The sequence below is a fragment of the Pseudomonas sp. IT-93MI4 genome (assembly GCF_949767635.1).
GTDB lineage: Bacteria > Pseudomonadota > Gammaproteobacteria > Pseudomonadales > Pseudomonadaceae > Aquipseudomonas > Aquipseudomonas putida_A.
Window position 1 is genome coordinate 112,515 of record NZ_CATKPP010000005.1, and the last position, 12,338, is coordinate 124,852.

At 62.9% G+C, this 12,338-nt stretch carries 11 protein-coding genes and 1 tRNA gene; 6 read left to right on the forward strand and 6 right to left on the reverse strand.

The genetic code is table 11. From position 1 onward, the window contains the following. Positions 1-4 precede the first annotated feature (4 nt). Positions 5-778: a helix-turn-helix domain-containing protein gene (locus ACM6I7_RS04680; RefSeq protein WP_414888049.1), complete on the reverse strand. Its 774-nt coding sequence runs from the start codon at positions 776-778 to the stop codon at positions 5-7. A gap of 200 nt (positions 779-978) precedes the next feature. Between ACM6I7_RS04680 and ACM6I7_RS04685 the strand changes: the two genes are divergently transcribed. From ACM6I7_RS04685 to ACM6I7_RS04710, 6 genes are all read left to right on the forward strand, one after another. Next, on the forward strand, positions 979-2,607 hold the full coding sequence (locus ACM6I7_RS04685) for an APC family permease (protein WP_414888050.1): 1,629 nt from the start codon (positions 979-981) through the stop codon (positions 2,605-2,607). 22 nt (positions 2,608-2,629) lie between these two features. Beyond that, entirely contained in the window at positions 2,630-3,556 is a 927-nt protein-coding gene (locus tag ACM6I7_RS04690; protein WP_414888051.1) for a 4-hydroxyproline epimerase, read from the forward strand. Between the two features lie 49 nt (positions 3,557-3,605). Next, the gene (locus ACM6I7_RS04695) at positions 3,606-4,553 is read left to right on the forward strand and encodes a dihydrodipicolinate synthase family protein (protein ID WP_027613817.1); all 948 of its coding nucleotides are present in this window, start codon (positions 3,606-3,608) and stop codon (positions 4,551-4,553) included. 58 nt (positions 4,554-4,611) lie between these two features. Then, complete coding sequence (locus ACM6I7_RS04700) at positions 4,612-6,189, forward strand: aldehyde dehydrogenase (NADP(+)) (RefSeq protein ID WP_414888053.1); 1,578 nt, start codon at positions 4,612-4,614, stop codon at positions 6,187-6,189. Between the two features lie 2 nt (positions 6,190-6,191). Further along, positions 6,192-7,457: an FAD-dependent oxidoreductase gene (locus tag ACM6I7_RS04705; protein ID WP_414888054.1), complete on the forward strand. Its 1,266-nt coding sequence runs from the start codon at positions 6,192-6,194 to the stop codon at positions 7,455-7,457. 68 nt (positions 7,458-7,525) lie between these two features. After that, a complete protein-coding gene (locus ACM6I7_RS04710) occupies positions 7,526-8,488 on the forward strand; it encodes a Dyp-type peroxidase (protein WP_414888056.1) in 963 nt (320 codons plus the stop codon). Between the two features lie 27 nt (positions 8,489-8,515). Here ACM6I7_RS04710 and ACM6I7_RS04715 read toward each other — a convergent pair whose 3' ends face one another. The 5 genes from ACM6I7_RS04715 to ACM6I7_RS04735 all read right to left on the reverse strand — a co-directional run bounded on the left by ACM6I7_RS04715 (position 8,516) and on the right by ACM6I7_RS04735 (position 12,290). Beyond that, positions 8,516-10,504 (reverse strand): peptidase U32 family protein, encoded by a 1,989-nt coding sequence (locus tag ACM6I7_RS04715; protein ID WP_258674618.1) that lies wholly within the window; start codon positions 10,502-10,504, stop codon positions 8,516-8,518. 217 nt (positions 10,505-10,721) lie between these two features. Then, positions 10,722-11,102, reverse strand: coding sequence for a RidA family protein (locus ACM6I7_RS04720; RefSeq protein WP_003224376.1), 381 nt, complete (start codon positions 11,100-11,102; stop codon positions 10,722-10,724). Between the two features lie 172 nt (positions 11,103-11,274). Next, positions 11,275-11,349 (reverse strand) — tRNA-Gln (locus ACM6I7_RS04725). 137 nt (positions 11,350-11,486) lie between these two features. Next, positions 11,487-11,870, reverse strand: coding sequence for a DUF1801 domain-containing protein (locus ACM6I7_RS04730; RefSeq protein WP_414888057.1), 384 nt, complete (start codon positions 11,868-11,870; stop codon positions 11,487-11,489). Between the two features lie 24 nt (positions 11,871-11,894). After that, on the reverse strand, positions 11,895-12,290 hold the full coding sequence (locus ACM6I7_RS04735) for a hypothetical protein (RefSeq protein WP_115990597.1): 396 nt from the start codon (positions 12,288-12,290) through the stop codon (positions 11,895-11,897). Positions 12,291-12,338: the final 48 nt, after the last annotated feature.

The following is a 12,338-nucleotide window of genomic DNA, read 5'->3' on the forward strand; positions in this document are numbered from 1 at the left end:
AGCCTCAGGGCGTTGTCGCCAAGCGATACTGGCGCGGGGTAAATCCGGTCGAAGCCTTGAACTGCCGGGTGAATGCGCTGTGGTCGGTATAGCCGCACTGCAGCGCCACTTCGGTGATCGGCAGGTCGCCGTGCAACAGCCGATGCGCATGCTCAAGACGCACTTTCTGGATCATCTGCCGCGGCGTCAGGTGGAACACGCGCTTGCAGTAACGCTCCAGTTGCGCCACTGAAATTCCGGCGATGCGCGTCAGTTCGCCGAGGCTGACGCGGCTGGCGAAATTCGCCCGAATGTACTCGTCCACCGCCGCCAGCCGCTGATACGCCGGATGGGTTTCGCTGGCGGTCTGCAAGTCGACGGAAATCCCCGCCAGGCCGATGATCCGGTTGTCGCGGTCGTACAGCGGACGCTTGTGCGTCAGGCACCAGCCCGGTTCGCGGCTGCCGTACAGATGCAACTCCAGCTGATCCTCCAACACAAACCCCTCTTCCAGCACGCGCCGATCCTGCTCGGTATAGCCCGGGCCCAATTGCGCCGGAAACACCTCGGCGCTGGTCTTGCCCAGTAACGGTCGCAGGTCTTTCAAACCGCAGCGCTGCACCAGCGTCTGGTTGGCCATTACGTAGCGCGCCTGCAGATCCTTGATGAAGATCGCCGCGTTGGGAATCACGTCGAGCATCGGCAACAGCAGCGCCATGCTGGCGAGCAGATCGTCGAGGCATTGCGGTCGGCTCGCCTCGTTCTGCTGGCTCAGGATCGCAAACGCGTTCTGCGTCATGACTGTCACTCCCCACTGTGCGCATTGGCTTGCGCGCAGATTGCCCGATGGCCGACAGCCTGTCGAGCCGGGCCTTTGCCGTTGGCCACTGTGCTGATTTCGTCATCGTCACCGGCAAAAAACATCAATCGCCCATCGCCCGATGAGTTCACTGTAGTGCCACTGCACGCCCCTCCAACAACCAACAAGAAGGCGACGCTATGACAGGCCAAGGCAAGTTCAAGAAACAACTTTCATTGATAGACCTCACGTTCATCGGGCTGGGGGCGATCTTCGGTTCGGGCTGGTTGTTCGCCGCCAGTCACGTGTCGGCCATCGCCGGTCCGGCGGGGATCTTTTCCTGGCTGCTCGGTGGTTTCGCCGTGTTGCTGCTGGGCATCGTCTACTGCGAATTGGGCGCCGCGTTGCCCCGTGCCGGCGGTGTGGTGCGTTACCCGGTTTACTCCCACGGCCCGCTGCTCGGCTACTTGATGGGCTTCATTACGCTGATCGCGTTTTCCAGCCTGGTGGCGATCGAAGTGGTCGCCTCGCGGCAATATGCGGCGGCGTGGTTTCCCGAGTTGACCAAGGTCGGCTCCAGCGACCCGACCGTGCTGGGCTGGTTCGTGCAGTTCGGGCTGTTGTGCCTGTTTTTCCTGCTCAATTACCGCAGCGTGAAGACCTTCGCGATGGCCAACAATCTGGTCAGCGTGTTCAAGTTCATCGTGCCGCTGCTGGTGATTGGCGTGCTGTTCACCTTCTTCAAACCAGCCAATTTCCAAGTGCACGGCTTTGCGCCGTTCGGTCTATCCGGCATCGAAATGGCGGTCTCGGCGGGCGGGGTGATCTTCGCTTATCTGGGCCTGACGCCGATCATTTCCGTGGCCAGTGAAGTGAAGAACCCGCAACGCACGATCCCGATTGCGCTGATCCTGTCGGTGCTGCTGTCCACCGCGATCTACGTGCTGCTGCAGACGGCTTTCCTCGGTGGCATCCCGACGGAAATGCTCGCCAATGGCTGGGCCGGCGTCGCCAAGGAACTGGCCCTGCCGTACCGTGACATCGCCCTGGCACTGGGCGTCGGCTGGCTGGCGTATCTGGTGGTGGCCGATGCGGTGATCTCGCCCAGCGGCTGCGGCAACATCTACATGAACGCCACGCCACGGGTGATCTACGGCTGGGCGCAGACCGGGACCTTCTTCAAGATCTTCACCCGCATCGATGAAAAATCCGGCATCCCGCGTCCGGCGCTGTGGCTGACCTTTGGCTTGTCGGTGTTCTGGACCCTGCCGTTCCCGTCGTGGGAAGCGCTGATCAACGTGGTCTCCGCCGCGCTGGTATTGAGCTACGCCGTGGCCCCGGTGACGGTGGCCGCACTGCGCCGCAACGCGCCGGACATGCCGCGTCCGTTCCGGGTCAAGGGCATGAGCGTGCTTGGACCGCTGTCGTTCATCATCGCCGCGCTGATCGTCTACTGGTCGGGCTGGAACACCGTGTCGTGGTTGCTCGGCCTGCAAATCCTGATGTTTGTCATCTACCTGCTGTGCGGGCGCATGGTGCCGACCGCGCACCTCAACCTCGGCCAGCAAGTGCGCTCGTCGGCGTGGCTGATCGGCTTCTACGCCGTGACCATCGTCCTCTCCAAGCTCGGCAGTTTCGGCGGTATCGGCGTGCTCAGCCATCCGTTCGACACGGTGATCGTCGCGGTCTGCGCACTGGGCATCTACTACTGGGGCGCGGCCACCGGCGTACCGGCACACCTGATTCGTCTGGAAACCGAAGATGACGAAAGCGAAGCCGCTGAATCCTCCACCCATTCGGCAGCGGGCCAGCGCCCGGCTCACGCCTGACGTTCACTGAAGGAACGCGTTCATGAAACGACTGCACATCATCGATTCCCATACCGGCGGCGAACCCACGCGTCTGGTGATGAAAGGCTTCCCCGAGCTGCCCGGCAACAGCATCGCCGAGAAGCGCGATGCCCTGCGCGAAGGCCACGATCAATGGCGCCGCGCCTGCCTGCTCGAACCGCGTGGCAACGACGTGCTGGTCGGCGCGCTGTACTGCGCGCCGGTGTCGCCGGAAGCGACCTGCGGGGTGATCTTCTTCAACAACGCCGGCTACCTCGGCATGTGCGGCCACGGCACCATCGGCCTGGTCAACTCGCTGCATTACCTGGGGCTGATCGAACCGGGCGTGCACCAGATCGACACCCCGGTCGGCCCGGTCAGCGCCACGCTGCACGAGGACGGCGCGGTGACCCTGGGCAACGTCCCGGCCTGGCGCTACCGCAAACAGGTGCCGGTCGATGTGCCCGGTTACGGTCGCGTGTTCGGCGATATCGCCTGGGGCGGCAACTGGTTTTTCCTGGTTTCCGAACACGGCCAGGACCTGCAGATGAGCAACGTCGAAGCCCTCACCGATTACACCTGGGCGATGCTCAAGGCCCTCGAGGCCCAAGGCGTTCACGGCGAGGACGGCGCGCTGATCGACCACGTCGAACTGTTTGCCGACGACGCCCACGCCGACAGCCGCAACTTCGTCATGTGCCCGGGCAAGGCCTACGACCGCTCGCCTTGCGGCACCGGCACCAGCGCCAAACTCGCCTGTCTGGCCGCCGACGGCAAACTCGCCGAAGGCCAGGTCTGGACGCAAGCGAGCATCACCGGCAGCCAGTTCGAAGGGCGCTTCGAATGGCAAGGCGAACGCGTACGCCCATTCATTACCGGCCGCGCCTACATGACCGCCGACGCCACCCTGCTGATCGACGAGCAGGATCCTTTCGCCTGGGGCATCTGAGTGCCCCGCTTTCTACCGATCTGAATGAATGTCCCGAGGAGCTACAACAATGAGCGATAACATCTTCACTGGCTGCATTCCCGCGCTGATGACCCCGTGCACCGCCGCGCGCAAACCTGATTTCGACGCACTGGTGGCCAAGGGTCGCGAGCTGATCGATATCGGCATGAGCGCGGTGGTTTACTGCGGCTCGATGGGCGACTGGCCGTTGCTGACCGAGGCCGAGCGTCAGGAAGGCGTGGCGCGTCTGGTGGCCGCCGGGGTACCGACCATCGTCGGCACTGGCGCGGTCAACAGCCGTGAAGCGGTGTCCCACGCCGCGCATGCGGCGAAAGTCGGCGCCCATGGCCTGATGGTAATTCCACGCGTGCTGTCCCGTGGTGCTTCGGCCACCGCGCAAAAAGCCCACTTCGCCGCGATCCTCAACGCCGCGCCGAACCTGCCGGCGGTGATCTACAACAGCCCTTACTACGGCTTCGCTACCCGCGCCGACCTGTTCTTCGAACTGCGCCGCGAACACCCGAACCTGATCGGCTTCAAGGAGTTCGGCGGTGGCGCCGACTTGCGCTACGCCGCCGAAAACATCACCTCGCAGGACGATGCCGTGACCCTGATGGTCGGTGTCGATACGCAAGTGGTGCACGGTTTCGTCAACTGCAACGCCACTGGCGCGATCACCGGCATCGGCAACGCCCTGCCGCGCGAAGTGCTGCAACTGGTGGCGCTGAGCAAGCAAGCGGCCAAGGGCGACGCCAAGGCCCGGCGCCTGGCGCGCGAACTGGAAGCGGCGCTGGCGGTGCTGTCGTCGTTCGATGAAGGCTGCGATCTGGTGCTGTATTACAAGCACCTGATGGTGCTCAACGGCGACCGCGAATACGCCCTGCACTTCAATGAAACCGACGCGCTGAGCGATGCCCAGCGCCGCTACGCCGAGACCCAGTACGCGCTGTTCCGCCAGTGGTACAAAAACTGGTCTGCCGAACAGAACCTCGCCTGACCGCAGCCCCTGCCCCGGCGTGAAGCCGGGGCTTCACCTCTTTTATCAAGGAAGCGTCATGACTCTGACAGGCCACATGTTGATCGGCGGCCAAGCCATCGCCGGCAGCCGTGAAGCGATCCGCGCGATCAACCCCGCCACCGACGCAGTGCTGGAACCGGCCTATGCCGGTGGCAGCGCTGAGCATGTCGAACAGGCCTGCGCACTGGCGTGGCAAGCCTTTGATCGTTATCGCGAGACCTCCCTGGAGGCGCGCGCTGAATTTCTCGAAACCATCGCCAAGGAGATCGAAGCCCTTGGCGATGCGCTGATCGACCGCGCCGTGGCCGAAAGCGGCCTGCCACGCGCACGGATTCAAGGCGAACGCGGACGCACCTGCGGGCAATTGCGCACCTTTGCCCGCACCGTACGTGCCGGCGAATGGCTGGATGTGCGGGTCGACCAATCACAACCCCAGCGCCAGCCACTGCCACGTTCTGATCTGCGCCAGCGGCAGATTGCGCTGGGGCCAGTGGCGGTGTTCGGCGCCAGCAACTTTCCGCTGGCGTTCTCGGTGGCGGGTGGTGACACCGCTTCGGCATTGGCCGCCGGTTGCCCGGTGATCGTCAAGGCGCACAGCGCGCATCCCGGCACCAGTGAACTGGTCGGCCAGGCGCTGACGCGTGCAGTGAAAAAATCGGGTGTGCCCGACGGCGTGTTCTCGCTGCTGTTCGGTTCGGGCAACGAAGTCGGTATTGCATTGGTCAGCGATTGGCGCATCAAGGCGGTGGGCTTCACCGGCTCGCGCAGCGGCGGCCTCGCCCTGAGTCGAGCAGCGCAAGCGCGGCCGGAACCGATTCCGGTGTATGCGGAAATGAGTTCGATCAATCCGGTGCTGCTGTTTCCCGCAGCGCTAGCCACTCGCGGTGAGGCGTTGGCGCAGGGCTTTGTCGCCTCGCTGACTCAGGGCGCCGGGCAGTTCTGCACCAATCCCGGTCTGGTCATTGCTCGCCAAGGGGCGGCACTGGACAGTTTCATCGCCGCTGCCGCCGAAGGGGTCCAGCGCAGCCCGGCGCAGACCATGCTTACGCCGGGGATTTTCCGCGCCTATTCAAGCGCCGTCGCCGCGTTGGCCGAACATCCTCAGGCGCAACGCGTGGCGAGCGGTCTCGCGACTGAAGGGCCGAACCAGTGCCAGGCGCAATTGTTCGTCACTCAGGCGCAGGACTTCCTCGCTGACGCACGCCTGCAAGGTGAAATGTTTGGTGCAGCATCACTGATCGTACAGTGCGCCAACGACGATGAAATCCGCCAGGTCTGCGAACACCTCGAAGGCCAGTTGACCGCCACTCTGCACCTGGATGACGCCGATCTGGATCGCGCCCGGGCCTTGTTGCCGACACTGGAGCGCAAGGCCGGACGTCTGCTGGTCAACGGCTGGCCGACCGGGGTCGAAGTGTGCGATGCGATGGTGCATGGCGGGCCGTTCCCGGCCACGTCGGACTCGCGCAGCACCTCGGTGGGCACGGCGGCGATCCTGCGTTTCCTGCGGCCGGTGTGTTATCAGGATTTTCCCGACAGCCTGCTGCCGCAGCCGCTGAAACAGGCGAATCCGCTGCAATTACGACGCTTGCTCGACGGTCAGAGGGAAGCCTGAACATGCCCGACAACCTCACAGCGGACAATGCCGATATCGCGGTGATCGGCGCCGGCATCATCGGTGTCGCCTGCGCCCTGCAACTGGCACGTCAGGGTAAACGGGTGGTGGTCATCGACCGGCAGCCGCCCGGTCATGGCGCCTCGTTCGGCAACGCCGGGCATCTGGCCACCGAGCAGGTGTTTCCGATTGCCGACGCGTCGATCCTCAGGCGTCTGCCAGCAATGTTGATGGACCCGATGGGGCCGCTGCGTCTGGACTGGAAGTACATGCCGCGCGCCGTACCGTGGTTCACCCGCTTGCTGCTGAACCTGCGCCCCGCGCCGTTTCAGCGCACCGTGGCCGGTTTGCGCGCGCTGAATGAAAGCAGCCTCGACGCGTGGCAGCGCTTGCTGCACAGCATCGCCCGCCCCGACCTGCTCAAGGAGGACGGCTCGCTGCTGGTGTTCGAGCGCGCCGAGTCGCGGCAAGCGATCGACGCCTTGCAGACTCGCATGCGTCAGCAACAGGTGCCCGTGGACTTCTGGTCGGCCAGCGCCGTGCGGGACACCGCGCCGCAGCTCAGCGAACAGATTCAGGGCGGGTTGTTCTACCCGCGCACCGGGCATTTTCTCGACCCGTATCAGGTGGTGTGCGAACTGGTGAGTGCGGCCAAAATGGCCGGCGTGCAGTTCATTCAGCAGGAGGTTCAGGGCGGCCAGTTGCAGGCGCATGGCGTGTCACTGATCACCGATCAGGGGCGTTTCACCGCGCGGCAGGTGCTGATCGCCTGTGGCGCGCATTCGGCGAAGCTCACCACTGCGCTGACCGGTAAACGCGTGCCGCTGGACACCGAGCGCGGCTATCACCTGATGTTGCCCCACGAGCACGAGCGACTGCCGTTCGCCGTCACGTCGCTGGAGCGCAAGTTCATCATGACGCCGATGGCCGGCGGCTTGCGCCTGGCCGGCACCGTTGAGTTCGCCGGTCTGGAGCGCCCGCCGTTTATGGAACGCGCCTGGCAGTTACACCGTTTGAGCAAGGGCTTATTCCGCCGTGATTTGAACGCTGAAGACGCGACGCCGTGGATGGGCTTTCGTCCGTCGCTGCCGGACTCGCTGCCGGTCATCGACAAGGTCGGCGACGGTAAAGTGCTGCTCGCGTTCGGGCATCAGCATTTGGGGCTGACGCAGGCGGCGGTGACTGCGCAGATGATTGCTCAGTTGGCGTCTCCCTCGACCAATGCCGGCGTGCCGACGATGGATGCCTATCGACTGGGTCGCTTCTGAGATACCGATGAAACGTTTTTGGTTTCATACTGAGCGCCGACCTTGGCCCCGCGCATATGGAACCGACTATGACCTCATCAATGGATACCCCCGAGCCACAAGCGATCTGCAACCCGATCACCAGCAGCGCGATCTTCATCGTCGCCACGCTGCTGCCCGGCAGCGACGCCGCCAGTCGGGTGCGCGGCTGGTGCGGCGACATCGCCGCCCTCACCCGCTCGGTCGGCAAACGTGTGCCCAGCGGCAACTTGTCGTGTGTCTGCGGGTTCAGCGCCAGCGCCTGGGACGCCCTGTTCGGCAGTCCGCGCCCGGCGTCGCTGCATCCGTTCCGCGAGTTCGGCGTCGAGGGCCGTCGCGCCGTAGCCACTCCCGGCGACATTCTGCTGCACATCCGTGCCGACCAGATGGACCTGTGTTTCGAACTGGCGACCCAGTTGTGCAGCGCACTCAATGGCGCGATTACCGTGGTGGATGAGGTGCAGGGGTTCCGCTACTTCGACATGCGCAGCATCATCGGTTTCGTCGATGGCACCGAGAACCCGGTGGGCCGCAAGGCAGACCACTTCACCCTGATCGGCAACGAAGACCCGGCATTCGAATCCGGCAGTTATGTGCTGGTGCAGAAGTACCTGCACAAGATGGAGGCGTGGAATGCGCTGAGCGTCGAGGCTCAGGAGAAGGTGATCGGCCGGACCAAACTGGCCGACATCGAACTCGGTGAAGAGGTGAAACCGAGCAACTCCCACAGCGCCCTGACCACCATCACCAAGGACGGTCAGGAGCAGAAGATTCTGCGCGACAACATGCCGTTCGGTCGTCCGGGGGCTGGCGAGTTCGGCACCTATTTCATCGGCTACGCGCGCTCGCCGGAACCGATCGAGCAGATGCTGGAGAACATGTTTGTCGGCAAACCCGTCGGCAACTACGACCGTTTGTTGGACTTCAGCACCGCAGTCACCGGGGGGTTGTTCTTTGTGCCGTCAGCCGACCTGCTCGAAGAGCTGGCGGAGCGAGAGCCCGAGCAGGCGTGACACCGTAGCGCCACGCCCGCCCGTCACTCAGTGTGGCGCGCGCGGGATGGTTTTCAGCAGGTCTTCGGGGCTGATGTGGCCGACCACGCTGCCCGGTTGCGGCATGTTGAGGATGTGGCCTTTCATCTTGCCGATAATGTGCATCTCGCACGGCTTGCAGTCGAACTTCAGGGTCAGCACTTCGTCGCCGTGAATCAGCTGCATCGGCGCGACCTTGGTGCGCACACCGGTCACGCCTTTGGCCTGTTTCGGGCACAGGTTGAACGAGAAACGCAGGCAGTGTTTGGTGATCATCACCGGCACTTCACCGGCCTCTTCGTGCGCCTCGTAGGCCGCATCGATCAGCTTCACGCCGTGACGGTGATAGAAGTCGCGTGCCTTCTGGTTGTAGACGTTGGCCAGGAACGACAGGTGCGACTCCGGGTACACCGGCGGCGGCGTGGTTTCGGCCTTGCGGCTGCCACGCGGATGCGCGGCGACGCGGGCGGCAGTCAGGGCTTCGATGACTTCACGGCGCAAGGCCTTGAGCTGCGAGTTCGGAATGAAGAACGCCTGCGGCGCGTCGAGCTTGATGTCGGTGGCGTGGTACTGCGTGGTACCGAGCTGGCCGAGCAGATCCTGCAATTGCTCCAGCGCCTGCTCCGGCTTGTTGGCGACACCGAACGGGCCGTTCAGAGTCACGCTGGCGCTGATGCCCTCTTCACTGGTCGCAGTCACTTCCAGCTGTTCTTCACGCAGACGTGCGACCCAGCTCAATGCGATACGACGCTCGGCAGAGGTCTTCTGCAGCGCCTGTTGCCAGTTGTGGTCGAGGTTGCGGTTCAGCGGATGATTCGGCCGCAGCTTGTACAGGCCTTCGGGCATTTCGTTCGGCTCGACGCGATAGCGATAGCGCTTCTCGCCGTCTTCTTCGAACTCGCCCTTTGGCTCGGCGATGTTGGCGCGGAAACCCACGACTTCACGCTTGACCAGCACGTTGAGGCCATCACCGTTGGACAGCGGTTCCTGCGTCACCACCTGCAGGTCACGCTTGCCGACTTTCTCGACGGTGCCCACTGGCAGGCCGGTGAAGGTCGGCGAGTCGAACGCGCCGATGTCGATCTTGCGATCGGTGACAAAGTAGTCGGTGCTGCCACGGTGGAAAGTCTTTTCCGGGTCCGGCAGGAAGAAGTGCGCAGTGCGGCCGCTGGAAGCGCGGGCCAGGTCCGGGCGGTCTTCGAGCACGTCGTCAAGGCGCTGGCGGTAATAGGCGGTGATGTTCTTCACATAGCCCATGTCCTTGTAGCGACCTTCGATCTTGAACGAGCGCACACCGGCCTCGACCAGCGCGCGAATGTTGGCGCTCTGGTTGTTGTCCTTCATCGACAGCAGGTGTTTTTCGTAGGCGATCACCCCACCCTTTTCGTCTTTCAGGGTGTACGGCAAACGGCAGGCCTGCGAGCAGTCGCCACGGTTGGCGCTGCGCCCGGTCTGCGCGTGGGAGATGTTGCACTGCCCGGAGAACGCCACGCACAGCGCGCCGTGGATGAAGAATTCGATGGCGGCATCGGTTTCGTCGGCGATGGCACGAATTTCTTTCAGGTTCAGCTCGCGGGCCAGTACCAGTTGCGAGAAACCGGCCTGATCGAGGAATTTCGCCCGCTCCAGCGTGCGGATGTCAGTCTGGGTACTGGCATGCAGCTCGATCGGCGGGATGTCCAGTTCCATCACGCCCAGATCCTGGACGATCAGCGCGTCGACACCGGCGTCGTACAACTGGTGGATCAGCTTGCGCGCCGGCTCCAGTTCGTTGTCGTGCAGGATGGTGTTGATGGTGGTGAAAATGCGCGCGTGATAACGGCGGGCAAACTCCACCAGCTCGGCAATTTCGCTCACCTCGTTGCAGGCATTGTGGCGCGCGCCGAAGCTCGGGCCACCGATGTACACGGCGTCGGCGCCGTGCAGGATCGCCTCGCGGGCAATCGCCACGTCACGGGCGGGGCTGAGCAGTTCCAGATGATGCTTGGGCAAGGACATAGTTTTTTTAGTCAGGCTGTCACGGTTAAGGCGCGCATTGTAGCCGCGAAACGCCCGAGCGGCACGCCTGTGCTGCCAAGTGGCAGATGACCTCGCTCCAATCCGACACGAGAGTCTCCTGTAGGAGTGAGCCTGCTCGCGATGATGGTGGCACAGTCAACGTTGATGGTGCTTGATTTACCGCTATCGCGAGCAGGCTCACTCCTACAGGGGGCGGTCAGGCCTTGGCGGCCATTGCGGTGACTTCCACACGCATGCCTTCCACCGCCAGCGACGCCACGCCCACAGCGGCGCGCACCGGCCATGGCTTGGCGAAGAAGCGCTTGTAGACTTCGTTGAACGCCGCACGGTCGGCCATGTCGGTGAGGTAGATGGTCAGGTGCATCACGCGATCCATCGAACTGCCGGCCCGCTCCAGCGCCACTTTCAGCGCCTGCAGGGTGCATTCGCTTTGCAGGGTGATATCGCCCAGCTCCAGGCTGCCGTCGGCGCGGGTCGGGATCTGGGTCGAAACCAGAATGCCGTTGAAACCGACAACGTCGGAGGAAATCGAATCTGCATCCGGATCAGGGGTAAAGCTGAGGTCTTGATTAGCCATGAAAGTCTCTTGTCTGGAGAGATTGAGGGTCGCCGGCCAATAACCCGCCGGGACTTTCGCGCGGGCAGTTTACATCAGTCCCCCGCTCCGGCTCAGGCAACTGTCAGCCCCAGCCACAAATCGCGCGCATAAAAAAACGCCAGCCCTTTCGGACTGGCGTTTTTTCTGAATATGGCAGGGGCGGCTGGATTCGAACCAACGCATGGCAGGATCAAAACCTGCTGCCTTACCGCTTGGCGACGCCCCTGTATCTCAAGCTCTGTAACAAGCTCTGCGAGAATGGGCCGCAATTTACCAACCTTTTTTTGATCTGGGAAGCCCTGAGTGCAAAAAAATTTGTTTTAAAACAGCCAGTTATTTCTGAGCCAAGGCAAACGCCACGATTCACTTCGATAGATTCAGCGCAATCGCCTCGCGAATCAGCGCTTTCAAGGCCTGCTCATCGACCGTGTCGCCCTCATGAAAATCAATCGCCCGGCGGGTGTTGCCCTCAAGGCTGGCGTTGAACAACCCCGCAGGATCAGCCAGCGCCGCGCCCTTGGCGAAGGTCATCTTCACCGCCGCCTTGTAAGTCTCCCCGGTGCAAATGATCCCGCTCCGCGACCACACCGGAACGCCGCGCCACTTCCACTCCTCCACCACCTCGTGATCGGCCTGATGAATGACCTTGCGAATCTCGCTGAGAATGACGCCACGCCAATCGTCCAGTTCAGCGATTCGAGCGTCGATGAGTGCCGAAGCGTCGGTGGGTGGTTTTTCAGGTCTCATGGCGAGCGTTCTCTTCGATGTGGTTTACAAGCCGATTTGCTTGAGCCCCTCACGCATCCCTTGATCCGCTTGCACGCACCATTGCTTGAGGCTCAGATCCGGCGGCAGGTTGCTTTTCAGGCTCTTGTATTGACCGTCGGCCAACACTTCGCCTTTGCGACCGAGACTTTCGTTCTTGTCGCCATCAGCCTTGTCGAATGCGCCCGGCATATTCGCAACGAACGCCACCATCTTGTTGGCGTTTTCCGTGCTGTCCGCTTTCAGGTAGCCCTTGTCGACGCAATGCTTGATCAGGCCCGACATGTTGCGACCGCTGTCATACATGCTTTTCAGGGTAGCGGGATCTGGCGCTTCTGCGCGGGCCAGGGCGCAGAGGCCGAAAGTGGCGGTCAGTGCAAGGATCACAGCAGTGTTTTTCATGCTCATTCCCCAGATTTCCAGTGAAACTTCTCAATTCCAAACCCGCCG

Bases quoted from the DNA above. Each gene is read 5' to 3' on its own strand.
- ACM6I7_RS04685 (WP_414888050.1), top strand. From the start codon at position 979: ATGACAGGCCAAGGCAAGTTCAAGAAACAACTTTCATTGATAGACCTC.
- ACM6I7_RS04700 (WP_414888053.1), top strand. From the start codon at position 4,612: ATGACTCTGACAGGCCACATGTTGATCGGCGGCCAAGCCATCGCCGGC.
- ACM6I7_RS04720 (WP_003224376.1), bottom strand. From the start codon at position 11,102: ATGGCTAATCAAGACCTCAGCTTTACCCCTGATCCGGATGCAGATTCG.
- ACM6I7_RS04735 (WP_115990597.1), bottom strand. From the start codon at position 12,290: ATGAAAAACACTGCTGTGATCCTTGCACTGACCGCCACTTTCGGCCTC.
- ACM6I7_RS04695 (WP_027613817.1), top strand. From the start codon at position 3,606: ATGAGCGATAACATCTTCACTGGCTGCATTCCCGCGCTGATGACCCCG.
- ACM6I7_RS04680 (WP_414888049.1), bottom strand. From the start codon at position 778: ATGACGCAGAACGCGTTTGCGATCCTGAGCCAGCAGAACGAGGCGAGC.
- ACM6I7_RS04690 (WP_414888051.1), top strand. From the start codon at position 2,630: ATGAAACGACTGCACATCATCGATTCCCATACCGGCGGCGAACCCACG.
- ACM6I7_RS04715 (WP_258674618.1), bottom strand. From the start codon at position 10,504: ATGTCCTTGCCCAAGCATCATCTGGAACTGCTCAGCCCCGCCCGTGAC.
- ACM6I7_RS04710 (WP_414888056.1), top strand. From the start codon at position 7,526: ATGACCTCATCAATGGATACCCCCGAGCCACAAGCGATCTGCAACCCG.
- ACM6I7_RS04705 (WP_414888054.1), top strand. From the start codon at position 6,192: ATGCCCGACAACCTCACAGCGGACAATGCCGATATCGCGGTGATCGGC.
- ACM6I7_RS04730 (WP_414888057.1), bottom strand. From the start codon at position 11,870: ATGAGACCTGAAAAACCACCCACCGACGCTTCGGCACTCATCGACGCT.